The following is a 22,075-nucleotide window of genomic DNA, read 5'->3' on the forward strand; positions in this document are numbered from 1 at the left end:
TCAACGGTTTTAACGTTTTGTCATTACAGCATTGTAGAGCATGTTGTAATGTTCGTATTTATTCATTTAGAAGTTGATTAGTACTTGTGTTTTTTGAGCAAAATGGCATATTAATTGCTGTATAACAATAAAATATTATTGCAGGAGAGAAGTCTTCTGTAGACTCGCCGAAGGAGCAACGACCTCGGAATCTCTCAGGCAAAAGGACTGTAATAATACAAAATCTGGAGAGTAGTCAGATACCATGACTCACCGAAGGGGAAGGACGTTGCATAAATATCTTATGTAATTTTCGAAGCTCTCAGGTAAAAATGACAGATGAGGCATACTTGAAATGGTATATTTCAAAGGAGTGTGTATATGTGTCGTATTGTTGTGATTGGTTCTGGAATTACAGGTGTAACGACTGCTTATGAGTTAGCTCAACTCGGCTATACAGTCACAGTCATTGATAAACATTTATTTCCTGCCATGGAAACCTCTTTTGCTAATGGTGGACAACTATCGGCATGTAATGCAGAAGTTTGGAATCAAAAAGCGACTGTGCTAAAGGGGATTAAATGGATGTCGAAGAAAAATGCACCATTATTATTGAATCCTTCTTTTGATTTGCATAAATATGCGTGGTTGGTGGAATTTTTAGGAAATATTAAACATTATCAAGAAAATACTAAAGAAACTGTACGCCTTGCTTTATTGGCAAGAGAGCGTTTATTTGCGATTGCTGAGCAAGAAAATATTCAGTTTGATTTAGAAAAACGAGGAATTTTACATTTTTATTATAATGAGGCGGATTATAAAGTAGCAACATCTGTCAATGACTTACTCTGTAGTGGCGGTTTAAAACGTCATGCGATTAGTCCTGAAGAAATTAAGCAAATAGAGCCAAGTTTAACAGGGCATTATTATGGTGGTTTTTATTGCCCAGATGATGCAACGGGAGATATTCATAAATTCACGATGGGATTGGCAAAAGCAACTGAAAAATATGGTGTGAATTATTTATTTGGTATGGAAGTTGTCAATGTTGAGCAAAATGAAAAAGGCATATACATTCAATATCACCCAAGTGTAGAGAATATGCAGCAAGAACATGTGGCTTTAGAGCAAATTTTTGCAGATGCAATCGTTGTTTGTGGAGGGGTGGGGAGTTACCAATTGGCGCAAAAATTGGGTGATCGAGTCAATGTTTATCCCGTCAAAGGTTATTCGATTACAGTGCAATTAGAAGATGAAAACAGTCAAAAAAGTGCACCTTGGGTCAGTTTGCTTGATGAAAGTGCAAAAATTGTGACTTCTCGTTTGGGAAATAATCGATTAAGAGTTGCAGGAACTGCGGAGTTTAATGGCTATAACCGTGATATTCGTTCAGATCGTATTCAACCCTTGACAGATTGGGTCAATAAAAATTTTGAAATATCAACGGAGCATTGTGTGCCTTGGGCAGGTTTAAGACCCATGATGCCGAATATGATGCCTGTAGTCAGACGTGGTAAGCGGGAACGGGTTTTTTATAATACAGGACATGGACACTTAGGTTGGACACTATCAGCAGCAACGGCCGTGATGATTAGCCAAGAAATTGCAAGTGCTCATCCGATCTAGTGTTATTGGAATAGGTATCAAGGTCATCAGAGGAGAAGCTTCCTCTGATGACCTTTTAAATTATAACAAAGTAAAAATATCTTCTTTATTTAAACGTGATTTTGGCAACTTTGCATTGAAATCTTGTTCACTACGATAACCTAAAGTCAGTAAAACCGAAGGAATTAAGCCTTGTTCGGTCAAAGCTAATTCTTGACTGAGAATGTCTTCATCGAAACCACCAATTGGTGTGGCATCAATTCCTTCAATACCTGCTGCAAGTAAGGTTTGACCCAATGCAATAAAGGTTTGATTTTCAGCCCAACGTTGAATATCACCTTTTTCATTACGGTAGTAATCAACATAACCGATACGACTGTCTTTTTGACCTTGTTTGGCTTGCGCATTTTTAAAACGACCACTACGGTCATCTTGATTGAGTAGATTTTCAAGATGCTGTTCAGAAATATCTGCTTGGGTACAAAATAAGATCGTATGCGATGAGTCTAAAACTTTGGGCGCATTGTAGGCATATTTACCCACCAATGCTTTGGCAATACGTTCTTTTGCTGCTTGATGATCTGCAATAAAAAAGTGCCAAGGTTGAATATTAATTGAAGATGGCGTCAAACGTAAAATTTCTAATAAACGTGTAAATTTTTCCTGAGGAATTTTCTTACTCGAATCATAAGCTTTGGTGGTATAACGGTTTTTAGAAATACTGAGCAAATCCATACATACAATTCCGTAAATCGATAATGATCGATTTTACTTTAAACTTCAGGCAAATGGAGGAATAATTTTGCAATCATTTATACCTTTTATGTTTCAAGAAAAGCAGAGTGCATACCCTATTTTAGATTAAGACATTTAATAAATGATGCGATATGAAATCGATATTGGTACTTTTATTAAATCGGCGTTTAATACTCAAAATAGATATATCGTGCTAAAGAGTGAAGTATATGATTGATTATACTAATCATTTCAAAAAAAGATTAAAAACCCAGCAGCAAATTGGTTTGTGGGTGGGTTTGGCTGATGCTTATGGTACTGAAATTGCTGCAAATGTAGGTTACGATTGGTTATTGATTGATGGAGAACATGCACCGAGTGATCTTAGAACTACGTTATCCCAATTACAAAGTATAGCTGCCTATCCTTCTCAAGCCGTGGTTCGCCCTCCGGTCGGCAGTGTACAGCTCATTAAGCAGTTATTAGATATTGGTGCACAGACACTGTTAATTCCGATGGTTGAAAGTGTTGAACAAGCCGAACTGATGGTTAAAGCAGTGCGTTACCCACCAGAAGGGATTCGCGGGGTGGGAGCTGCTTTGGCACGTGCTACACGTTGGAATACAATTCCTGATTATTATGCGACGGCACATGAAAATATTTGTTTATTGATTCAAATTGAATCAGTAGAGGGTTTAACACATTTAGATGACATTCTAAAAGTAGACGGGATTGATGGGGTATTTATTGGTGCGGTGGATTTATCTGCCACCATGGGTTATCAAGGCGATCCGAATCATCCAGAAGTGCAAAAAGCAGTGATTGACGCAATTCAACGTATTCGCGCCGCAGGTAAGGCAGCGGGCATTTTGTCAACGCAATCTGAAGTAACGCAAAAATATTTAGATTTGGGCACAGAATTTGTTGCTGTTGGAGTTGATACGAGTGTATTGATGAATGCTTTAGGTGAATTACTCAGTAAATATAAAAAAGATTATCAAATACAGCCTAAGTCAAATGGCTATTAGAAAATCATAAAGAAAGTTTTACATACATTTTACATTTTTTCATAAAATGTATGTAGAGCAACAAAAATTATATTTTGAAGATATATTAGACCTCTTGCGAAAATATGCTTTTAGCTAATTTTTTAATCAGTTACAACCTTATAAAATATAGCTTTCGCCTGTTTAAATTTTGACTAACGCAAGAGATCTATTGCAAGGGAATTTATGTTAATAGCTAATAAAATTACATTTTATAGATTAAATTCAAGTGTAAGATAGAGACATTATATGATTAATCATGATTTAGATTAATTGTTTGTTATTTAAGTTTATTTATTATAAAAGTGTGAAAAAATTTTATTTTCGGGTATAGTGCAACCGAAATTATTTAGTATTATAAATTGCTGTTTTATCACATATTTCAGCAATATTTTAACAGAGAAAGTTTATGTTTAAAAAAACTTTACAATTGGGGTTGTTGGTTCTATCTATATCTGCCATGAATTCAGTACAAGCAGATGATCAATTATCTTCACTGATTACTAAGGTGGGTAATCAATCGAAAATTGATACGATTTCTGCAATGGAAAATAGATTATTGGGACGGGCAAGTTGGAAAATTAAATGTCAATATAAAGCTTTTGATGACATGAAAGCATGCGTGATGAGTAAAGGGCCTATTTCGATTTTGCGTTTGAATAATCAATATATTATTAATATCGGTGAAAAACATCAAAAAAATAGTGAAGCTTATATTCGTGTAGACCAAAGTGATACTTCGCAAGAGCGTGAAGGTTTATTTCGTAATGCCAGTAGTTTAGTTGGACAAATGAAGCGTGGTAATTTTGCTTTTACACGTTTTTATCAGGTTAAAAACAAACCGATAGAACATAAAATCTCACTGATTGGTTTTACGGACGCATTAAATGACATGGAAGCCCAGTTTGCGAAACTTGGTGATGATAAAATTAAGTTTTAAGTAGCTTTGCTGGTTTTGAAAAAGCCCTAACCCTATGTGTTAAGGCTTTTTGATTCATCTATAGATTAATATGCGTACTTAAGATCTGTATATTTAGTTAATGACATTTCGACATGGTTTTCGATAAATTTTTTAATATCTTCAGGTGACATTGCTTTACCTTGGTTGGTAATGACATGCTCAGAAGGTGCTTGACCTGAAACCGTGAGACGGTAAACAAAATTGCGAGCAATTTCATAAGCATCATTTTTTTTCACGATGCAGGTGCTATATAAATAAGCATGTTCTAAGTTTAAATCTTGATGTGAAAAAATAAATTGTTCAAATAGTTTCAGTGCTTGACCATCGTCTAACGCTTTTAACTCATCAATCACACTTTTTTCATGATGAATATCATAGCGTTCAGAAATTGGCTGTCCGTCAATGAGTAAAGATACTTTGTCATTTTCATGATGATTGACAGTGATATTGCTAAAATTAGACATATGAAACTCAAGACAAAATGGTTGGGTCAATCATATCAAAGTCTTGGCTGAGTTTTTGAATGTAGTGCGGAATTGTTGAGCAATTATTAGTTTTTTATGCTTATAGTTTAAAAATTAACTTATGAGGCGTTATATCTGAGATAAAGTAACAGCAATACTGTTATAAATTTATGACTATATTATTTAAAAAAATGTATCACTATTTTTTAATAAATTATTTAATATTAAATAGTTGAAAGGAGTTAAATAATGTTAAATGAAGATAGAGAAAATTATTTTGCAATAAAATCTTGGGTTTTAGAGACATATTACGATGGTTGTAGAGACTTAGCATTTTCTAAAGGTTGGAATCATTTAGAAATATTGGCTTATACATTTCACCAATTTGAAAACTCATTTGACTCATTGCTGGAAAATTTTATGCTTTTGATTATACAGCTGACTTTGACAGGATCATGGGAATATCAAATAAAGCAAAACTTAAAAAGTCAAATAGATAACCTAATAAAAATGAATGACGTTAAAAGTTTAATTCACCTACTACCCGAAAATGAAGCAGATGAATTTATGAGGGATTTGGAAATTTTGAATATTCAACTGTAAGGACTTTATATTTGAATATCCTCGCGCAATAAAAATATCATTTAATTACGGATATCCCATTTTATAAAACTTAGTGCCCCATTTTCATCTACCTCTAAAATCATCGCTTCAGACGTTTTTTCACGCCAATCACCCAAAACAATCCGTTGTTTGTCAAATTCGTTATGAATCGCAGGACGATGGGTATGTCCATGAATCAAAATATCTACATCAGAAAGGGCTTTTTCTACCGCTTGCTGATTCACATCCATAATTTCATAAGTTTTATGCTGTTGAGATTCACGACTTTTTTTACGAAAACCATTGGCGAGTTTTTGACGAAAAGAGAGTGGGGTACTTTTTAAAATTCCAAGAATAATTGGATTTCGGATGATTTTCTTAAATCGTTGATAAGACACATCATCGGTACACAGTGCATCGCCGTGTTCTAGTCTAAATTTTTTATTGGCAATCTTGAGAACAAATTCATCAGGCAAAAATTGCCCATTAAATTGATCTAAGAATTTTTGACCTAAAGCAAAGTCACGATTTCCGACTTGGAAATAGATTTTATTTCCAACTTGAGTAAATTGTTTTAAATGCTTAACAATTTCATCTAACCATGGCGCAGTGTAATCATCTCCAACCCACGCATTAAACCAATCACCAAGGATATATAATTGTGTGTTTTTATCTTGATATTGTTCAAGTAAATCTAAAAACCCCCGAACGAGTCGAGGGTGTTCAGGTGACAAATGTAAATCGGCGATAAACAGATGGGTCACTTTTTTTCCTATTTTTTGAATCTCTCTTACGGAGCAATGCTCCTCACCCATCTTTAATAAAGAAGGACTTTTCTTCCTTTATATATTTAATTAAAGGAAATTCCTCCCTTTTTAAAAGGAGGTTAGGAGAGGGATTCTTATTCAGCAATGATTTTTGCAGATTCAATTACAACATTTTCTAAAGGAACATCAGCGTGATAACCACGATTACCTGTGCGCACGCCTTTAATTGCATTCACAACGTCTAAACCTTCAGTCACTTTACCAAATACAGCATAACCCCAACCTTGCGCAGTTTTACCTGAATGGTTAAGGAATGAGTTATTTGCAACGTTAATGAAGAATTGTGCAGAAGCAGAGTGAGGTGCTTGAGTACGTGCCATTGCAACCGTACCGATGTCATTGCTTAGACCGTTATCCGCTTCGTTTTCAATAGAATCGCGTGTCGCTTTTTCTTTGAAGTTTTCATCCATGCCACCACCTTGAACCATGAAACCATCAATCACACGGTGGAAAATGACGCCGTCATAGAAACCATCACGAACATATTCCAAAAAGTTAGCTACAGTTTTTGGCGCTTTTTCAGAATTTAGTTCAAGAACAATGCGTCCTTTATTGGTGTTTAATTCGACTTGAGGAAAACTCATTCTATAATCTCCTAATCATGGCTAAAAAGCCATGGGTTTTTGGTTGAGAGAAGCATAAGCAAACTGTAAACTACAAGGCAAGCAAAAATGCGAATTTCTTTTGTATCAATTCGCAGAAATGCATTTTTATTATCCTATTTTAACTTATAGAAGTGATTTATCAACTATGAAGCCAAATGATGTTGTTTCAGAACTGCCAAAGAACCCGACAACCAATACTGCACCTGTCGATGCTGCGCAGCAAGAACAACAGGCAGGTTTGGATTTTGTGCGTCAAGTGATTACTGACGATTTAGAAGCAGGACGCACAAAAACTGTTGTAACACGTTTTCCACCTGAGCCAAATGGTTATTTACATATTGGTCATGTGAAAGCAATTTGCTTAAACTTTGGCATTGCAGAGGAGTTCAATGGTGTATGTAATCTACGTTTTGACGATACCAACCCTGATGCTGAAGAACAAGAATATGTCGATGGGATTGCCAATGATGTGAAATGGCTCGGTTTTGAATGGAATGGCGAGCCGCGTTATGCATCAAGCTATTTTGATCAACTCTATACATGGGCGATTCAATTGATTAAACAAGGGGATGCTTATGTTGATTTACAATCTCCTGAAGAAATCCGTTTAAATCGTGGTAATTTTATTGAGCCAGGTAAAAATTCGCCACAACGTGATGCCTCAATTGAAGAAAACTTAGCGCGTTTTGAACAAATGCGTAATGGTGAATTGGGTGAAGGGCAAGCGGTTCTTCGTGCAAAAATTGATATGACTTCACCAAACGTACATATGCGTGATCCAATTATGTATCGTATTTTGCATTCAGAGCATCATCAAACTGGGAATACTTGGAAAATCTATCCAATGTATGACTATGCACATCCTTTATCAGATGCCATTGAAGGTGTAACACATTCACTTTGTACACTTGAATTTGTTGATCATCGTCCATTTTATGATTGGGTGGTAGAAAAGGTGAAATCACCGGCTGTTCCACACCAATATGAATCAAGTCGTTTAAATGTGGATTACACCATTACCTCTAAACGTAAGTTGCGTAAATTGGTTGAAGGCAATTATGTCAATGGTTGGGATGACCCACGTATGCCAACCGTTGTAGGGATGCGTCGTCGTGGCTTTACTCCTGAAGGTTTACGTGATTTTTGTAAGCGTGTAGGCGTAACGAAAGTTGACGGTAGTATTGTTGATGTTGCAATGCTTGAATTCTGTATTCGTCAATCACTTGAAAATACTGCATCGCGTGGTATGGCAGTATTGAATCCATTAAAAGTGACCTTGACCAATTTACCTGAAGATATGGATTTAACACACGCACGTCATCCAAATGTAGATATGGGCGAACGTATTATTCCATTGACGCAAGAAATCTATATTGATCGTAAAGATTTTGAGGAAGTACCACCGAAAGGCTTCAAGCGTTTAATTCCTGAAGGTGAAGTACGTCTACGTCATGCTTATGTGATCAAGTGTGATGAAGTCATTAAAGATGCCAATGGTGAAGTGATTGAGTTGAAATGTTCAATTGACCCTGAAACTTTAGGTAAGAACCCTGAAGGGCGTAAGGTGAAAGGTGTGGTGCATTGGGTTTCAGCGAGCAAAGGTATTCCTGCGGAAGTACGTGTCTATGACCGTTTATTTAACGAAGCAGCACCAGATGCGGATGATGATTTCTTAAAACATTTAAATCCTGAGTCATTAAAAATCGTTCAGGCTGTGGTAGAACCAGCTTTGGCTTTGGCAAATCCTGAAGACCGTTTCCAGTTTGAACGTGAAGGTTATTTTGTTGCAGATCAATATGATCATACTGTTGAAAAACCTGTGTTTAACCGTATTTTAGATTTAAAAGATAGTTTTAAACCTGCGAAATAAATGTTAGTGTCAGTACATAAAAAACCTAGCTTCGGCTAGGTTTTTTATATTTATACCAAACTGCTAAATTGACTTAATATATTTTAGTCGCTTTTGCTTTAAAAACGATGGTGCTATCGCGTGGCGACATGGATGTCGCCGTTGGGCAAAGGCGACAGGAGTCCCCTTTGCCTAACAAAGGATTTTTGTTACCTTGCGGAATATATTCCTCATCCTTCAAAAGTGAGGCATCGCCTACGCAAAATAATCAAAATTTTTCAATATAAATGGGGCTGTGCTAAATTTAGAACTTATATTATTTTATTTTTATAGAATGGTATTAGAGCACAAATATGGAAAATTCCATGTGCAAACGATAAACTTAAAATTCGCTTAGATTAAAATATAATGATTAAAATGATTTCAAACAGGTGCTTAGCTTCATTCATTCTTATGATTTGTACAACTTCAACATTTGCCATAGTTAATAATGAGCTACAGGCGGTTACAGCAGAAGAAGTGACTGAAATCATGCAGGCTGCAAAATCAGGCAATAAAGATGCTCAATATAATCTTGGTTTGTTTTATCAAAATGGTATAAGAGTTGATCAAGACATAAATCAAGCATTGCAATGGTATACAAAAGCTGCAAATCAGAATGATGCAGGTGCTTATTTGAGTATAGGTATTTTGTATTACAATGATGAGTTTAAAATAAAAGACATCCATAAAGCTTTTGTGAATATTCAAAAAGCAGCGGAGTTAGGTGAAACATTAGCGCAAAGCCACTTATGTATGCTTTATGATGAAGGCAAAGGTGTAGAAAAAAATCCAAATTTAGCATTGTATTGGTGTTTAAAAGCTGCTGTACAGGGTGATGCAACTGCTCAGAAAGAAGCAAGCCGTTTGATTTTGGCTCAGCAGCAATCGGATGAGTATCCTAAAGCAATTGAGTGGTTAAAATATTATGCTCAGCTCGGAGATGCTTATGCCCAATTCAACTTAGGAACTGCTTACGCCAAGGGGTTAGGTGTAGAAGTAGATTTGAACCGCGCCATAGAGCTTTGGCAGTTGGCAGCAAATAAAAATGTGCCAGAAGCTTATTTTAGTTTGGGGAGTTCATATTTTTATGGGCTTGGGGTACAGCAGGATATTCAGCAAGCTCAGTATTATTATTTAAAAGCTGCTGAATTGGATGTGAGCGAAGGAATGGTTGGATTTGCGCTGATTGTACAAGAACAAAGTGATCGTCAGCCAAAGGGACTATATTTGGCAGAAGAATGGTTAAAAAAGGCAGTAAAACTGAATAATATTAAGGCGATGTACAATCTTGCCAGTCTGTATGAAGCTCACCCTAAAGTTTTTGCGTCAAGAAACAATGAAATCATTCCACTTTTAGAAAAAGCCGCAGATTTAGGATCAATTGAAGCGATGAAGGGATTAGGTTTATTATATGAAAATAAAAAAGAAGATAGTCAACAAAGCGTTAAGGCGCAATATTGGTATCAAAAAGCAGCAGAAGCCACTGCCTCAGCGTTTAAAGAATGAAGTGATTGCGATATTTGTTTTTAAGTACTCGATGAGTATTTTACTTTAGGTACAAATTTTAGATCAGGCATTATTGCATAGATTGCATTCGAGTCTACAGTAAAACCTGCTGGACATATATTTTCATCTAAATTAATGATGAAGTGTGCATGTATGTAAATGGATAATATTTTAGTTGGAAAACTGCCTATGAATGATGCTGTTGTGTTTTTAGTTTATGCCTTGACCCTGATGGGCTTACTTGGACTATCATGGGCATTTTACAGATTACTTCAACAGCTCAAAAATTGGCTGAGATTCCCCACAGAATGGATCAGTGCCTTGAGTTTAGTTTTGAGCTTGATCCTGGGTTATTTTACAATAACGACCATATATACGTTGGTTTTTAAGTGCTTCACAGCAATGCATTGCTCATCGAGTCAATCAGGAGAAATGATTGTATTATCTCAATTCGCCGTCATTTTGATGATTTATGAGCTGCTATTATTTATTTTGTCTTTATGCCGAAAAAGACTGTACTGAATATGTGCAAGCTACTTTTTCGGCTGCTGTTCTCGTAAAGACAAATAAGTGGCTAAATCCATTTTTGCGCGTTCACGCAGCTTCATTTTGATATATAAAACCAAAGCAAAACAAGTTGTTGCAATTGTAAGAAATAATCCATTCATATAAGTCATGATCGAGCTGACATAACCAATGGTGGTTAGGCGATGCATCATTTTTACCACTTGCGGACTGCTTTCTACTCCAGTGATTGCCCAACTACATAGATGTTCACAGTTATTCACAATCAAATGGTAGTTATTTTCATGCATACGGCTGCGCATACGGCGCACCACATGACGACCTCTAAATTTGGGTTGCTCGTATAAACGAATAATAATTTTTTTATTGCGTGCAAATCTCGCAAGTGTTGTAACTTCAATAGGACGCTTTTTAAAAAAATGGGCAAAACCCGAATAATGAATAACACGGCCTTTGCCAGCATAAATGCCATGATGGCTATAACCAAAATGTTTGACAATCAGGTGAGCACCAATAGGATATCGGACGAAACGTTTTATCTGCATAGTTCACTGTATTCCAATAAAAGTATACAACCGTATTTTATTGAAAGGTAAATCCCATTATAGCGAAGCCTGCCTAAAAAAGTAGAGTCTATCGCAAAATTTAAGTAAACATTTATATTTCAACAATTCAAACATAGGGATTTATACTGTCAATCAATATGATTAATCGAACTGAAAATTGGTCTAAACATGAAAATTTTAACTCAGGCTGAACGTGGTATTTTAGCAATTTTTGCGCTATTTTCACTGTCGACTACCCATGTTCAAGCCACAACTGAATATATTAAAATTGAAAAAAATCATCAGATTATTGCTGATGTTGTACGTATTTCGCAGTTGGAGCAGCTTCAATTATTTTTAAATAATGCAAAACAACAGCCTTATAATAAGATTAAAGCCGTGGCGAAAGATTTACCGCAATGTCAGTTGTTAAGTTTCGCGATGAATGCAGGGATGTACCATTCAGACTATTCTGCTGTAGGTTTATATATTGAAAAGTCAAAACAATTTTCTGCACTGAACACTCAAACCCAAGGATTTGGTAATTTTTTAATGCAACCGAATGGCGTTTTAGCTTGGAATAAAAAGCAGGCCAGCATTCAAACCACACAAAAATATGCACAATCTCACTTTCAAGCTGAATATGCAACGCAATCGGGGCCTATGTTGGTGATTGAAGGTCAAATTAACCGTCAATTTTTACCACAATCAGACTCTTTAAAAATTAGAAATGGTGTGGGTATCAAAAATAATCAGCTTTATTTTGTGATTAGCCGCGAGCGTATTAATTTTTATGATTTTGCACAGATTTTTAAACATGATTTAAATATTGATCAGGCATTGTATTTAGATGGTTCAGTATCAAGTGCGTATATTCCCCAAGTCGGACGTAGTGATCATCGTTTTAATTTAGGGCCTATCGTTGGGTTTGTAGAGCAGCAGGATTGTCAAAAATGAATAAAAAATAGCGAAGTCTCATGAATGAAACTTCGCCGTTCGTTTTTTAACTGATCATCATGAATTAAATATGCTTAAACAATGCTGAACGTGATTGCTCATTGGCACCATCCGCCGCACTTAAAAAACGCTCGGTATGAATGTCTTTTTCAAATAAACGGCTTTGCATCAGGGTGGAAATTGCCGCATCAATCATGGGCGGTGGACCACATAAATAGGCTTTATGTCCACTGCATTTATTTTCAAAATAATCAGCAACAGCTTCATGCACAAAACCTGTAAAACCTGTCCATTGGTCTTCATCTTTAGGCGCATTTAAAGCAGGGATATAACGGAAATTTGAATATTCTTTCATTAAATTTTCAAAAATTTCACGGTTATATAGCTCAGCAACATCACGTGCACCTTGGAACAGGTAAATAATGCGTTCATCACCAGATTCGAGTAAATCTAGAATCATGGATTGCGGACTCGACAGACCTGAACCACCTGCAATGAAAATTACACCACGATCATCCGATTTACGCACAAAGAATTGACCATAAGGACCTGAAAGATCAATTTCATCACCTTCTTGCAGATTGTCATGCACATAAGTGGTTGCTGCACCGCCTGCAACTTTGCGGATATGCAGCTCGATGATGCCTTCTTCATTGGGTGAATTGGCAATCGAAAATGCACGTGTGCCTTCAATATCAGGCAATTGAATATTGACGTATTGACCTGCCTGAAATTGCATAGGACGGTCAATTTCCAAACGGATGCCTTTAATGGTTGGCGAAAGGTCTTTAATTTCGATGACTTTGGCTTGGTAGTCTTCCACCAAATAGCCTAAGAAATCGTCATCTTCATCGACATCTGCCTCAATCACCATGTCAGACTCAGGTTTGCAGCAACATGCCAAAACCTTATTTTCCTCACGCTCAATGTCCATCAGTGCAAAAAGAGAGGCTTCACCAATATCAAAGAAACCATCCGTCACTTGTACTTTACAGGTTCCGCAAGTACCGTGTCCGCAAGCAAAAGGCAGCCAGACACCTTGACGTAAAGCTGCATCTAAAATGGTTTGATCTTCCTCTACCTCAATGGTCATGCCAATCGGTTCAATGGTCACTTGATAAGTCATACACGTGCTCCTTTAAACATGACTGCCGTTATAGCCATTGAGATTTGGCGTCACGAAGCGTAGAAGTGATTTATGGTCAAAGCCCAATTCTTCTAAAGTTTTAGAAAAATCATTGGCAATGCGTTGACGGTTTAAGGTGAATTGCACATTTGCCCAATCAATTTGTTCAAACTCAGGATGTTGATGAAAACCGCCTGTAATTTGTTGATCAATCAAGTCTTTTAAAGTTTGTTTTGGCGACACAAGCAGGGCATGTGCGGCACAAAACAGAGTGTGATGATCCCAACCCACATAAATTAAAATATTATCGCCATAATTTTTTTGCTGATCGCGTGCTTCAAATTCGTAGTTGGCTTGAATGGCTTGTACTGGCATGAGAATACTCCTAAATTCCTTGGGGAAAGATCATTCCAACACTTGATTTGGCAATGTGAATGGAATGATCTTGTCTAAAAATGGGCTGTGTTAAACAGCGCCTTTCCATTTTTTCCAACGTTCTTGGTCAGGCGAGCCTTCGATATCCAAGTTGTCTGCACCAACATTAAAGTTGTAGTAGTCACGTAATATGCTTTCTAAGTCAGGACCACCACAGTTGCCTTGTAGAATTTGGTTGACAGGTAACCATGCCTGAATATATTTCTCAGGTTCACGTTCAAAAATGTCATGACAGCCATCTGAACAGGTGTGATAACGCTCGCCTTTATAGATCGAATCACGATAGCTGAACATGGTTGGGTCGCCATCCATTTCGGTAAAGGTCATTGGAACCTGACAGATTTGACACAGTTGTGGTAAGCCATCGCTATAGAAGCGTTTGCCTTCGGCTTCCATTTTGCGTGCCAATTCCCATTTTGGACGATAGTATTTGTCAAATGTGTCAGGGTATTTTTCAGAAAGCCAATCCATTTCTTCATCGGTTGGAATCCAAGTATGGAAACCTGCTGCATGTCCGAAGTTATAGAAAATCCACCACGCTTGATGTGAAACGTGTTCTTTCTCTTTTTCAATGACTTCTGAGTATTTCGGCATGCGGATACCGTAACGACTCAAGTCCTTGAACAATGCACCGCCTGCTTCTTCAAAATAAGTTTCCCAAGCTTCTTTCCACGACATCACTTTGTTTGGCAGCATATAGTCCATCATCATGCCGACAATTGAAAGTAAACGCGTACCACGCCAGAACCATTTATCAATCCATTCCTGTACGATTGGTACGTTGTCTTCATGTTGTTCAAGTAAGAATTTGACAATTTCCAAACCAAGCGTCATGTGACGTGCTTCATCTGACTGTGCAGAGAAACCGAAAGTCACGGTTGCCATATCGCCGTTGTAAGCTGCTCCCGACATGAAAGGAACGAACAATAAGTTAGTCAGGACATATTCAAAGGCAAAGCTGATTGCCAATAAAAATTCAAATGGCCCTGCTGAACGTGCATCTTCAAAGAATGATTTTGGTACAGATAAATACCAAACACGGTCATGCATATGTGCCCAATCTTGGAAGCCATCAAAGAACTTGTTGTAATGGCTCATCGCATGGATTTGGGTTTGTACGTGGCGCAGTTCATCAATCGATTGCATTTGTGAGGCAATACGTGCACCAATGCCGCTAAATTGACGACCTACATGTGCATAGCCTTGATAAGCTTGATATTCGAGCGGTGTTACAGCAGTTAAAAATAGTTTAATCGCATTTAAATAACGTTCATTGGAAACGTTCAATTGCCCATTATTTTGTGCGAAGGCATCAAAAATGGCATACAGTTTTTTCTCTTTTTCCGCTTGGTATTTCCAGTAAGAATCCATGGTTAAACGGAAAGGGTCTTCCCACTTTGACCAATCGGTGATCTTAATGCCTTCAAATTCTTCATAAGGAAAAGCATCTTTACGGTCTGCATAGGAAAAATCCCAGTCCAGATCACGGGTTAGCATGCGATAGCGGTCTTTGGCATTCAGTTTTTTTGTTGCTGTTTTTGCAGCAGTTTTAGTATTTTTAACATCAGTATTCATGTTGATCATCCTGTTCAATAGCGAAATTCAGTGGCGTATGGCTGCCTAAATTCTTAATTCCATTTCAGTGTAAAGGTGTCATCATCTTCATCGACGTTGCCACCCAATGTGATCATGTTGAGTTGTAATTCCTGAATGTCCCAGTCCTGTCCGAGTTTTTCAGAAACAGTTTCGGCACGAATCACCAATTCACTGACGCTTTCCACACGAATCATGGCAGGGAGGTACTGAATTGTTGCCTCAGGGTTATCTTGTTCAATCGCTTCAATGATGTAGCGTGAAGTATCGTTGTCTTGTAGTGCTAAATAAACTTTTGATGTCATGGTGCAATTCCTTATGCAAGATTGAAAATGTCAGCTAAACCCGCTTTTTTACTGCGTTCAGCAATTACAGCCAGTCCTTGTTCGATTTCGGCATCATTAAAGGCTAAAGTTGCCCATGCGCTGAAAGCTTCTTGGACTTGTGGTAACAGTTCAGTAACCCAATTTTGGATCAGAGCTTTGTTTTCTTCTGATTCAGCAATTGCCAGTTTGAATACAGGGTCTGACCATTTACGTAAATCGCTTAAACAGTCCTGCATAAACTCAGTCAGCATTGCCACATCACGCGCGCCATTTTTAACCAAGAGTTGGTCGAATTGTCCGTAAACCAGACTTTGCATTAAGCTATCAATCAATAGGTTTTGCAGCACAAACAGTTTGAACCAGTCTTGTTCAGTCAGGCTGAGTTCACACAGTTTACGGAGGGGTTGCCAAGCGGCATCATTCATCCAAGCATTTTTTGCTTGTTGCAAAGACTCACCTGTATTGCCATCTAGCAATAGACCAATACGGGAAATGTACTGTGCCATACCAAGGCGATCCATGGCTGCAAACATACAGGCTTGGGTAATCACTGTGCCATAACCATAGGCACTGCCTGACATCATGTGCAGATTTGCCGTTTGTTCAACGTAGCGGAAAGGCAATAGACAAGTGATGATTTTTTCTTTGATTTCATCACTGATATTTTCCACCAAATGACGCTTTTCAAAGAATGCATAATTGCTTTCAGCCACATCCTGTAAACGCGCACGGTGTTGTACATAAGCGCCATAATAAAATTGGCGTGGGTCTTTAAATACATACCAGTCTTGCATGTGTAGCGCGGTATAGCTTGGGTCATTTAAGGTTTTTGACGGATTCCATAAAGGACGATAATGGAAGTTGGCTGCACCTTGAATATCAAAGCTGACTTCTTGATAACGTGTCGCAGGCTTATGACCAAAACGGCGTTCGATATACGCATAAGTTTGGCGAATTGGCGCGACATTGGACGTTTTAATTTCTAAAGTCATCGTGATCTCCTTATAGATAAAACTCAGATCTTCTTGATCTGCATCATTACGGCTTAAATTTTTTTGAAACTGAATTTTCGAAGTCGAAAATGGCTTATTGGTCTTGCTTCAGTGCGTGTTGCGCAATCGGATTTAACACATCGGATTCTTCGCCATAACGCCACTTGTCTTCTTGGGCGTCATTCCATGCTTTTTGTGCTTCCGTCATTTCAACCACTTGGTTAATTTCACAAAAATGTTGAAATGCCTGTTGCGGTAAAACCAATTCGACAAAAAGCGTCGGGTCTTGAATGGCAAAGTCAAATTCAACAAATTTGGCATTGCGGTCACCTGTAACACGAATGTATTTGGTGAGTTGATCCTGAAGTTGAGGGGTTTGATTCATCATGATCATCCTTTTATCTTTTTCACTGAAATCATTTCAGTGGTGCAATTCTGCATTTGTGATATATATTCCAAGAACTGTGCCAACTTTTGTATTTTTATATATTTCAATTATTTATATTTTTAATTTTAAAACTTGAGTGTTTTAATCAAGATAAATTCATCATTTCATGAAATGAGTTGTGTGGGGTTTTAATGATTTGATGAAATTCTGAAAATGATTTGAATAAAGCGTTTAATCACATCCTAAATGAAAAGTTGGAATAGACTTGCAGAAGATGCTAATGGCTTGAAGACTTGAAACAGATATAGCGAATGCAGATGTTAGGGCGGAAAATATTGTGCGGATGGCTTGAGCTCGATCCACTGTACGAGATCTACTAAATAATCATGAAGTGATTAATTTTAAATGATATGTTTGCACATATAGCTCAACATTTATAAGGAAAGATAGGCTTGTTGTAAGGCTTGCGCATCGGCTAAAGCATTATGCGGTTGTGTAGATAAAATAGAGGTCGCGCGTTGATCTAACCACAATTGCATGCTGAGTGGAGGAGTTATCATACATTGTCCAGGCCCTAAAAGCAGGCTACGGCTAAACAATGCTAAGTCTTCTGGCCAATCTGCAATGATGTGAATTTGATCATATTGTAATAAAAAATGATGCAAATGATTTTGAAATTCTTGCAGTGAAATGGCCACTTTTTGGGTAATGGGTAAGACATGTTGTTGTACCCATGCGACAGGCTGAGCACAGTGTAAAACTTCATAAAAATATTGTCCTTGCTCATCAATTAAAGCCATTGAAATGAGTTCGCCACCAAAGCCATTAAATTCGCAATCTAAAAATAAATTCATTGTTTTTGTCCACCTTATTGTTATGAGTGATTATCGCAAAATATGAATACATACTCAAAAGGTATATTGATATGCTTCTAAAGTGATACATTTATATGCTTTAAAACTAGTATCATGATAGGTGGACATTGACCAAGGAATGGGATGCCATGCGACCGAAAGATGAGAAATTTTATCAGCAATATTTTGAACAAAGTAAAGAAATACAGGATTTACTCGACACCATACATTTTGATATAGAAAACGGTCAGATTTGGTTTGATGAAAACCGCATGTTACTGATGCACACCAACATGATGGGTTATCTGCGTAAAGATTTATATGAAATGTTGGGTTGGGAGCGTACCAAGCGATTTTTTATTCGTTGTGGTTATCAAGCAGGTATGCGTGATGCGGAGGTTACATCTAAATTACGTCCAAATTTAAATGAAATAGAAGCCTTTATGGCAGGGCCACAAATGCATGGAATTCGTGGCATGGTGCATGTTGAGGTCAATCAACTGAATTTAAGCCACGATTTAAAACAGTTTTATGCCGATTTTAATTGGTTAAATTCGTTTGAAGCGGAGGTGCATTTAAGCGAGTTTGGTTTAGCAGAAGAACCATCATGTTGGATGTTGTTGGGTTATGCTTGTGGTTATACCAGTTTGGTGATGGGGCAAACGATTATTTATCAGGAAACCCATTGTGTTGCGCAGGGTGATGAATGCTGTCGTATTATTGGTAAGCCCTTGCATGAATGGGAAAATGCTGATGAACTCATTCAATTTATGTCACCTGACCCTGTTTCTGATGAAATTATTGCCCTACAAGCAGAACTAAATGCACTCAAGCAAAAGATCTATACCGATGCTGAGTCAGACTACACTATGTTTAAAGCAGTTGGTGAATCAGCAGCCTATCGCAAAGTTTGTGATTTATTGAAGAAAGCCGCAGGCAGTAAAGTCGCAATTTTACTTCAGGGTGAAACTGGAGTGGGTAAAGAAGCCTTTGCACGGGGTGTGCACGAAGGCAGCCAAAGACGACATGAGCCTTTTGTCGCGGTAAACTGTGCTTGTATTCCACCAGACTTGATTGAAGCTGAACTATTTGGTGTAGAAAAAGGGGCTTTTACGGGAGCTTCACAAACCCGAATAGGAAAATTCGAACGTGCTCACGGCGGCACAATTTTTTTGGATGAAGTGATTGAGCTGTCAGCAAGAGCGCAAGCTGCATTACTTAGAATGTTACAAGAAGGTGAGTTTGAACGGGTAGGTGATCAACAAACCCGTAAAGTTGATGTTCGCATTGTAGCAGCAACCAATGAAGATTTAGAACAAGCGGTGAAAGATGGGCGTTTTCGTGCCGATTTATATTATCGTTTAAATATTTTTCCTGTACGTATTCCTGCATTGCGTGAGCGCCGTGAAGATATTCCGTTATTAATTGACTATTTTATTCAGCGTTTTGAAAGTTTATACAGTAAAACTTTAAAAGGGCTCTCGGACAAAGCTTATAGCTTTGTGATGAAATATGATTGGCCGGGCAATATTCGAGAGTTAGAAAATTTATTGGAAAGGGCAACGCTACTGACCGATCATCAACAAGAAATTAAATTAAGCAGTTTATTTCCACAATTAGATGAATCTACACGAGAGCAAGCGCCTGTCAAAACTGCTTTGGATGATTTATTGGCAGAGGGTTTTTCTTTGGATCAATATGAACAAGATATTATTTTAACGGCGATGCATCGCTGTAAGCAAAATGTCTCAGAAGCGGCACGTGTTTTAGGCATTAGCCGAGCAACTTTAGATTATCGTTTAAAGAAAATGGTTTGATGCACTCAAACCATTTTCAGACTTTAAATCATCATGCCTTAAGCAATGGTTTTAATCACCCGTTGCTCCATTAGATATTGTTGAGCAATAAAAGCAGCTTCTCCATTATTAGGTTTTAAAGCAGTCCATTGTGCATTGCCATCAAGCTCCCATGCACGAACATTGTCTTTTAAATAGTTGAGTAAACCATCTTCAATAATTTGTTTGCGTAACTTTTTATCTTCAATCGGGAAGCAGGTTTCGACACGAGAAAATAAATTACGTCCCATCCAGTCCGCACTGCCGCAATATAATTTTGCATTGTCATTATTTTGGAAATAATAGACACGAGTATGCTCAAGGAAGCGTCCAACGATGGAACGTACCGTGATATTTTCCGATAGTCCTTGGACTTGTGGGCGTAAACAGCAGATTGAACGAATAATTAAATCGACTTTGACGCCTGCCTGTGAAGCTCGATACAAGGCTGTGATTAATTGTGGTTCAGTCAATGCATTGACTTTAATGATAATACGTGCGGCTAAGCCCATTTGGGCATGTTGTATTTCTTGTTCAATCAGATTTAAAAGTTGTGTATGTAAAGTGAAGGGCGCATGAAATAGTTTTTGTGATTTTGCCATGCGTCCCATGCCTGTGAGCTCTTGGAAAATTTTATGCACATCTTCACAAATATCTGCATCGGTGGTCATTAAACCATAGTCAGTGTACATTTTAGCATTGCCAGCATGGTAATTGCCTGTTCCTAAATGCACATAGCGTTTAAGTTTATCTGCTTCACGGCGCACCACCAAAATCATTTTGGCATGGGTTTTATAACCCACAATGCCATATACCACCACCGCACCTGCTTCTTGTAAAATATTGGCTACAGTAATATTGGATTCTTCATCAAAACGTGCCCGTAACTCGATGATTGCCGTGACTTCTTTACCATTACGTGCTGCTTCTGCCAAAACTTGTACAATTTCTGAGTCAGGACCACTACGATACAATGTTTGCTTAATGGCCAATACATTGGGATCTTTGGCTGCTTCTCTTAATAAATTGATGACAGGTGCAAAAGAATCAAAGGGATGATGCAGTAAAATATCGCGTTTGCTCAAGACTTCAAAAATCTGTGGCGCATTGCGCAGGGCTTTGGGAATCACAGCTTGATAAGGCTTGAAACGTAATTCAGGAATATCAAAATTCGTCACTAAACGCGCCAAGTTCACAGGACCATCGACTTGATATAAATACATTGGATCAAGGTCAAACTGTTCAAGCAAATAATGACTAATGTGATCTGGACAATTTTTTGTGACTTCTAAACGGACTGCACGACCAAAACGACGAGAAGATAACTCATCTTTCAACGCCACAGCCAAATCATCAATATCTTCCGCTAAGGTTAAATCGGCATTACGTGTGACACGAAATTGATAACAACCTGTTGCCACCATGCCAGGGAATAGATCATTGATGTGTTGCTGAATAATTGCCGATAATAAAATGTGATGTTCCTCGCCGCCTGTCAACTCAGTGGGTAATTTGACCAAACGAGGCAATGAACGAGGTGCAGGTACAATGGCAAGCTCAATCTGACGACCAAATGCATCTTTACCTTCAAGTGTAACGATAAAGTTCAAGCTTTTATTGACCAGTCTAGGGAATGGATGTGCAGGATCAAGACTGATGGGGGTAACGACAGGTTGTACTTGTTTAAAGAAATAATCTTTAATCCATGCTTTGTGTTTTTCTAAAATATCTGCAAACTGAATGTAACGAATACCAAATCCTTGTAGTTGAGGCAATAAGTCATCATTTAAAATTTTATATTGTTCTTCTAAAGCTTGATGGGCAATGTCTGAAATTTGTTGAATAATGACTTCATTTGGAATGCCGTCAGGTGAAGTGGTAATATTGTTCATGTCGAGTTGTTTAATTAAACCCGCTACTCGAATTTCAAAAAATTCATCTAAATTACGTGAAAAAATAATCAGGAAATTTAAGCGCTCAAGTAGGGGATGATTTTCATCTTTGGCTTGTGCTAGAACACGTTTATGGAACGCTAATAGAGAAATTTCACGATTAATATAAGTGTCTGAACTATGTTGAAAATTTTCTAAAGTAGGCATGATCTGCGTCATCTTGTATCAATGTCTAGGTGAGCTTGCTTGGCATACTAAGATTAATATATGACAGTTATGTTACATTATTCAATATAAAAAAATATTTTATTATTTGGTTTAAAATTGTACAGATAAGGCATAAAAACCTACCTGTACAATGGTGAAAAGTGCAATAAATTAGGCT

Annotated in this window: 21 protein-coding genes and 1 riboswitch; of the genes, 8 read left to right on the forward strand and 13 right to left on the reverse strand. The window is 37.5% G+C overall.

Annotation, left to right across the window (positions count from 1 at the left end; all coding sequences use genetic code 11):
- The first annotated feature begins 131 nt into the window (after window positions 1–131).
- A riboswitch (glycine riboswitch) is annotated at window positions 132–220 on the forward strand.
- 140 nt (window positions 221–360) lie between these two features.
- Window positions 361–1,605 (forward strand): D-amino acid dehydrogenase, encoded by a 1,245-nt coding sequence (locus G0028_RS08290; RefSeq protein WP_174492833.1) that lies wholly within the window; start codon window positions 361–363, stop codon window positions 1,603–1,605.
- Window positions 1,606–1,665: 60 nt separating this feature from the next.
- Here G0028_RS08290 and nfsB read toward each other — a convergent pair whose 3' ends face one another.
- Window positions 1,666–2,319 carry an oxygen-insensitive NAD(P)H nitroreductase gene (nfsB, locus tag G0028_RS08295; protein ID WP_180045394.1) on the reverse strand — a complete coding sequence of 218 codons (654 nt, stop codon included), beginning with the start codon at window positions 2,317–2,319 and terminating at the stop codon, window positions 1,666–1,668.
- A gap of 230 nt (window positions 2,320–2,549) precedes the next feature.
- On the opposite strand from nfsB, the gene hpaI reads away from it, so the two are divergent.
- Together hpaI and G0028_RS08305 are read left to right on the forward strand one after the other, a co-directional pair.
- Window positions 2,550–3,347, forward strand: a complete 798-nt coding sequence (hpaI, locus tag G0028_RS08300) for a 4-hydroxy-2-oxoheptanedioate aldolase (protein ID WP_180045395.1) — start codon at window positions 2,550–2,552, stop codon at window positions 3,345–3,347.
- A gap of 427 nt (window positions 3,348–3,774) precedes the next feature.
- Window positions 3,775–4,305 carry a hypothetical protein gene (locus G0028_RS08305; RefSeq protein ID WP_180045396.1) on the forward strand — a complete coding sequence of 177 codons (531 nt, stop codon included), beginning with the start codon at window positions 3,775–3,777 and terminating at the stop codon, window positions 4,303–4,305.
- A 65-nt stretch (window positions 4,306–4,370) separates the two neighbouring features.
- Here the strand turns inward: G0028_RS08305 and G0028_RS08310 are convergent, their stop codons facing one another.
- On the reverse strand, window positions 4,371–4,790 hold the full coding sequence (locus tag G0028_RS08310) for a hypothetical protein (protein WP_130073769.1): 420 nt from the start codon (window positions 4,788–4,790) through the stop codon (window positions 4,371–4,373).
- A gap of 249 nt (window positions 4,791–5,039) precedes the next feature.
- Here G0028_RS08310 and G0028_RS08315 point away from each other — a divergent pair, with 249 nt between their 5' ends.
- The gene (locus G0028_RS08315; RefSeq protein WP_130073768.1) at window positions 5,040–5,393 is read left to right on the forward strand and encodes a hypothetical protein; all 354 of its coding nucleotides are present in this window, start codon (window positions 5,040–5,042) and stop codon (window positions 5,391–5,393) included.
- Between the two features lie 41 nt (window positions 5,394–5,434).
- Here G0028_RS08315 and G0028_RS08320 read toward each other — a convergent pair whose 3' ends face one another.
- Window positions 5,435–6,157, reverse strand: a complete 723-nt coding sequence (locus tag G0028_RS08320) for a UDP-2,3-diacylglucosamine diphosphatase (protein WP_174492829.1) — start codon at window positions 6,155–6,157, stop codon at window positions 5,435–5,437.
- 137 nt (window positions 6,158–6,294) lie between these two features.
- Complete coding sequence (locus G0028_RS08325; RefSeq protein WP_130073766.1) at window positions 6,295–6,804, reverse strand: peptidylprolyl isomerase; 510 nt, start codon at window positions 6,802–6,804, stop codon at window positions 6,295–6,297.
- Window positions 6,805–6,970: 166 nt separating this feature from the next.
- Here G0028_RS08325 and G0028_RS08330 point away from each other — a divergent pair, with 166 nt between their 5' ends.
- Both G0028_RS08330 and G0028_RS08335 read left to right on the forward strand, forming a co-directional pair.
- Window positions 6,971–8,695, forward strand: a complete 1,725-nt coding sequence (locus tag G0028_RS08330; protein ID WP_180045397.1) for a glutamine--tRNA ligase/YqeY domain fusion protein — start codon at window positions 6,971–6,973, stop codon at window positions 8,693–8,695.
- A gap of 432 nt (window positions 8,696–9,127) precedes the next feature.
- Window positions 9,128–10,222, forward strand: coding sequence for a tetratricopeptide repeat protein (locus G0028_RS08335; RefSeq protein WP_180045398.1), 1,095 nt, complete (start codon window positions 9,128–9,130; stop codon window positions 10,220–10,222).
- A gap of 533 nt (window positions 10,223–10,755) precedes the next feature.
- On the opposite strand, the gene G0028_RS08340 is transcribed toward G0028_RS08335, so the two are convergent.
- A complete protein-coding gene (locus tag G0028_RS08340; RefSeq protein ID WP_130073762.1) occupies window positions 10,756–11,292 on the reverse strand; it encodes a lecithin retinol acyltransferase family protein in 537 nt (178 codons plus the stop codon).
- Window positions 11,293–11,481: 189 nt separating this feature from the next.
- On the opposite strand from G0028_RS08340, the gene G0028_RS08345 reads away from it, so the two are divergent.
- Complete coding sequence (locus G0028_RS08345) at window positions 11,482–12,249, forward strand: phosphodiester glycosidase family protein (protein ID WP_130073761.1); 768 nt, start codon at window positions 11,482–11,484, stop codon at window positions 12,247–12,249.
- 64 nt (window positions 12,250–12,313) lie between these two features.
- Here the strand turns inward: G0028_RS08345 and G0028_RS08350 are convergent, their stop codons facing one another.
- The 7 genes from G0028_RS08350 to G0028_RS08380 form a co-directional block, all read right to left on the reverse strand.
- Window positions 12,314–13,375, reverse strand: coding sequence for an NADH:ubiquinone reductase (Na(+)-transporting) subunit F (locus G0028_RS08350; RefSeq protein ID WP_180045399.1), 1,062 nt, complete (start codon window positions 13,373–13,375; stop codon window positions 12,314–12,316).
- 12 nt (window positions 13,376–13,387) lie between these two features.
- Window positions 13,388–13,750 carry a phenol hydroxylase subunit P4 gene (locus tag G0028_RS08355; RefSeq protein WP_130073759.1) on the reverse strand — a complete coding sequence of 121 codons (363 nt, stop codon included), beginning with the start codon at window positions 13,748–13,750 and terminating at the stop codon, window positions 13,388–13,390.
- Window positions 13,751–13,840: 90 nt separating this feature from the next.
- Window positions 13,841–15,385 (reverse strand): aromatic/alkene/methane monooxygenase hydroxylase/oxygenase subunit alpha, encoded by a 1,545-nt coding sequence (locus G0028_RS08360; RefSeq protein ID WP_174492823.1) that lies wholly within the window; start codon window positions 15,383–15,385, stop codon window positions 13,841–13,843.
- 53 nt (window positions 15,386–15,438) lie between these two features.
- Complete coding sequence (locus G0028_RS08365; RefSeq protein WP_180045400.1) at window positions 15,439–15,708, reverse strand: MmoB/DmpM family protein; 270 nt, start codon at window positions 15,706–15,708, stop codon at window positions 15,439–15,441.
- 11 nt (window positions 15,709–15,719) lie between these two features.
- A complete protein-coding gene (locus tag G0028_RS08370; RefSeq protein WP_180045401.1) occupies window positions 15,720–16,721 on the reverse strand; it encodes an aromatic/alkene monooxygenase hydroxylase subunit beta in 1,002 nt (333 codons plus the stop codon).
- A gap of 94 nt (window positions 16,722–16,815) precedes the next feature.
- Window positions 16,816–17,106, reverse strand: coding sequence for a phenol hydroxylase subunit (locus tag G0028_RS08375; RefSeq protein WP_130073860.1), 291 nt, complete (start codon window positions 17,104–17,106; stop codon window positions 16,816–16,818).
- Window positions 17,107–17,543: 437 nt separating this feature from the next.
- On the reverse strand, window positions 17,544–17,963 hold the full coding sequence (locus tag G0028_RS08380; protein WP_130073755.1) for a hypothetical protein: 420 nt from the start codon (window positions 17,961–17,963) through the stop codon (window positions 17,544–17,546).
- Between the two features lie 149 nt (window positions 17,964–18,112).
- Here G0028_RS08380 and mobR point away from each other — a divergent pair, with 149 nt between their 5' ends.
- Window positions 18,113–19,780 carry a phenol degradation transcriptional regulator MobR gene (gene mobR, locus G0028_RS08385; RefSeq protein ID WP_130073754.1) on the forward strand — a complete coding sequence of 556 codons (1,668 nt, stop codon included), beginning with the start codon at window positions 18,113–18,115 and terminating at the stop codon, window positions 19,778–19,780.
- Between the two features lie 38 nt (window positions 19,781–19,818).
- Here the strand turns inward: mobR and ppk1 are convergent, their stop codons facing one another.
- Window positions 19,819–21,909, reverse strand: a complete 2,091-nt coding sequence (gene ppk1, locus G0028_RS08390) for a polyphosphate kinase 1 (RefSeq protein ID WP_180045402.1) — start codon at window positions 21,907–21,909, stop codon at window positions 19,819–19,821.
- Between the last annotated feature and the right edge of the window lie 166 nt (window positions 21,910–22,075).

Origin of the sequence: Acinetobacter piscicola (assembly GCF_015218165.1) — a bacterium.
In the GTDB taxonomy this organism is placed as follows: domain Bacteria; phylum Pseudomonadota; class Gammaproteobacteria; order Pseudomonadales; family Moraxellaceae; genus Acinetobacter; species Acinetobacter piscicola_A.

What these genes read in the sequence shown, in the direction of transcription:
- G0028_RS08375 (WP_130073860.1), bottom strand. Translation starts at nt 17,106, where the DNA reads ATGAATCAAACCCCTCAACTTCAGGATCAACTCACCAAATACATTCGT.
- G0028_RS08360 (WP_174492823.1), bottom strand. Translation starts at nt 15,385, where the DNA reads ATGAATACTGATGTTAAAAATACTAAAACTGCTGCAAAAACAGCAACA.
- ppk1 (WP_180045402.1), bottom strand. Translation starts at nt 21,909, where the DNA reads ATGACGCAGATCATGCCTACTTTAGAAAATTTTCAACATAGTTCAGAC.
- G0028_RS08365 (WP_180045400.1), bottom strand. Translation starts at nt 15,708, where the DNA reads ATGACATCAAAAGTTTATTTAGCACTACAAGACAACGATACTTCACGC.
- G0028_RS08340 (WP_130073762.1), bottom strand. Translation starts at nt 11,292, where the DNA reads ATGCAGATAAAACGTTTCGTCCGATATCCTATTGGTGCTCACCTGATT.
- G0028_RS08305 (WP_180045396.1), top strand. Translation starts at nt 3,775, where the DNA reads ATGTTTAAAAAAACTTTACAATTGGGGTTGTTGGTTCTATCTATATCT.
- mobR (WP_130073754.1), top strand. Translation starts at nt 18,113, where the DNA reads ATGCGACCGAAAGATGAGAAATTTTATCAGCAATATTTTGAACAAAGT.
- G0028_RS08335 (WP_180045398.1), top strand. Translation starts at nt 9,128, where the DNA reads ATGATTTGTACAACTTCAACATTTGCCATAGTTAATAATGAGCTACAG.
- G0028_RS08325 (WP_130073766.1), bottom strand. Translation starts at nt 6,804, where the DNA reads ATGAGTTTTCCTCAAGTCGAATTAAACACCAATAAAGGACGCATTGTT.
- G0028_RS08345 (WP_130073761.1), top strand. Translation starts at nt 11,482, where the DNA reads ATGAAAATTTTAACTCAGGCTGAACGTGGTATTTTAGCAATTTTTGCG.
- G0028_RS08310 (WP_130073769.1), bottom strand. Translation starts at nt 4,790, where the DNA reads ATGTCTAATTTTAGCAATATCACTGTCAATCATCATGAAAATGACAAA.
- G0028_RS08330 (WP_180045397.1), top strand. Translation starts at nt 6,971, where the DNA reads ATGAAGCCAAATGATGTTGTTTCAGAACTGCCAAAGAACCCGACAACC.
- G0028_RS08315 (WP_130073768.1), top strand. Translation starts at nt 5,040, where the DNA reads ATGTTAAATGAAGATAGAGAAAATTATTTTGCAATAAAATCTTGGGTT.
- G0028_RS08350 (WP_180045399.1), bottom strand. Translation starts at nt 13,375, where the DNA reads ATGACTTATCAAGTGACCATTGAACCGATTGGCATGACCATTGAGGTA.
- G0028_RS08380 (WP_130073755.1), bottom strand. Translation starts at nt 17,963, where the DNA reads ATGAATTTATTTTTAGATTGCGAATTTAATGGCTTTGGTGGCGAACTC.
- hpaI (WP_180045395.1), top strand. Translation starts at nt 2,550, where the DNA reads ATGATTGATTATACTAATCATTTCAAAAAAAGATTAAAAACCCAGCAG.
- G0028_RS08290 (WP_174492833.1), top strand. Translation starts at nt 361, where the DNA reads ATGTGTCGTATTGTTGTGATTGGTTCTGGAATTACAGGTGTAACGACT.
- G0028_RS08370 (WP_180045401.1), bottom strand. Translation starts at nt 16,721, where the DNA reads ATGACTTTAGAAATTAAAACGTCCAATGTCGCGCCAATTCGCCAAACT.
- nfsB (WP_180045394.1), bottom strand. Translation starts at nt 2,319, where the DNA reads ATGGATTTGCTCAGTATTTCTAAAAACCGTTATACCACCAAAGCTTAT.
- G0028_RS08355 (WP_130073759.1), bottom strand. Translation starts at nt 13,750, where the DNA reads ATGCCAGTACAAGCCATTCAAGCCAACTACGAATTTGAAGCACGCGAT.